This is a genomic window from Mesorhizobium sp. M7A.F.Ca.AU.001.01.1.1 (assembly GCF_004022735.1).
GTDB classification, from domain to species: domain Bacteria; phylum Pseudomonadota; class Alphaproteobacteria; order Rhizobiales; family Rhizobiaceae; genus Mesorhizobium; species Mesorhizobium ciceri.
Window position 1 is genome coordinate 1 of sequence record NZ_RZPF01001276.1, and the last position, 756, is coordinate 756.

The window sequence follows — 756 nt, forward strand, 5'->3', positions numbered from 1 at the left end:
TGCCGGCTGGAACTATGTGTCGTCCATCGGCTCGTATATCTCGGCCGTCGGCGTCCTGATCTTCCTCTATGGCGTGTTCGAGGCCTTCCAGAAGAAGCGGATCGCCGGCGCCAACCCATGGGGCGAGGGCGCAACGACGCTCGAATGGCAGCTGCCTTCGCCGCCGCCCTTCCACCAGTGGGAACAGCTGCCGAAGATCAAGTAAGGCGGCTGTTCGCTCGAATACGAAACCGCCGGTCCGCCGGCGGTTTCGGCCAACGGATGATGGACTTAAGTACGCATGGCCCTTGTCGACGACCATTGATTGACGAAGCGGGCTTTCGCATGTCGGAAGCGACGGCGGGCGATTTCTTCGCGCTGCTGAAGCCGCGCGTCATGTCGCTGGTGGTGTTCACCGCCTTTGTCGGCCTGGTCGCCGCCCCCGTGACCATCAACCCTCTGCTGGCGGTGATCGCCATCCTGGCTATTGCGATAGGTGCTGGCGCCTCCGGCGCGCTCAACATGTGGTACGATGCCGACATCGATGCCGTGATGACCAGGACCGCCAGCCGCCCGGTCCCGGCCGGTCGCATCCAGCCGCACGAAGCGCTGACCTTCGGGCTGGTGCTGTCGGTGCTGTCGGTGATGACGCTCGGCGTGCTGGTCAACTGGCTGGCGGCGACGCTGCTGGCCTTTACCATCTTTTTCTACGCCGTCGTCTACACGATGTGGCTGAAGCGCTGGACGCCGCAGAACATCGTCATCGGCGGGGGCCCC

Annotated in this window: 1 protein-coding gene and 1 pseudogene; both read left to right on the forward strand. The window is 64.2% G+C overall.

Annotation, left to right across the window (positions count from 1 at the left end; genetic code table 11):
• Positions 1-205, forward strand: a pseudogene (locus EN884_RS37625) (cytochrome c oxidase subunit I); the annotation flags it as partial.
• A 59-nt stretch (positions 206-264) separates the two neighbouring features.
• A partial coding sequence (locus EN884_RS37630) for a UbiA family prenyltransferase (protein ID WP_164895500.1) occupies positions 265-756 on the forward strand: 492 nt, incomplete at its 3' end.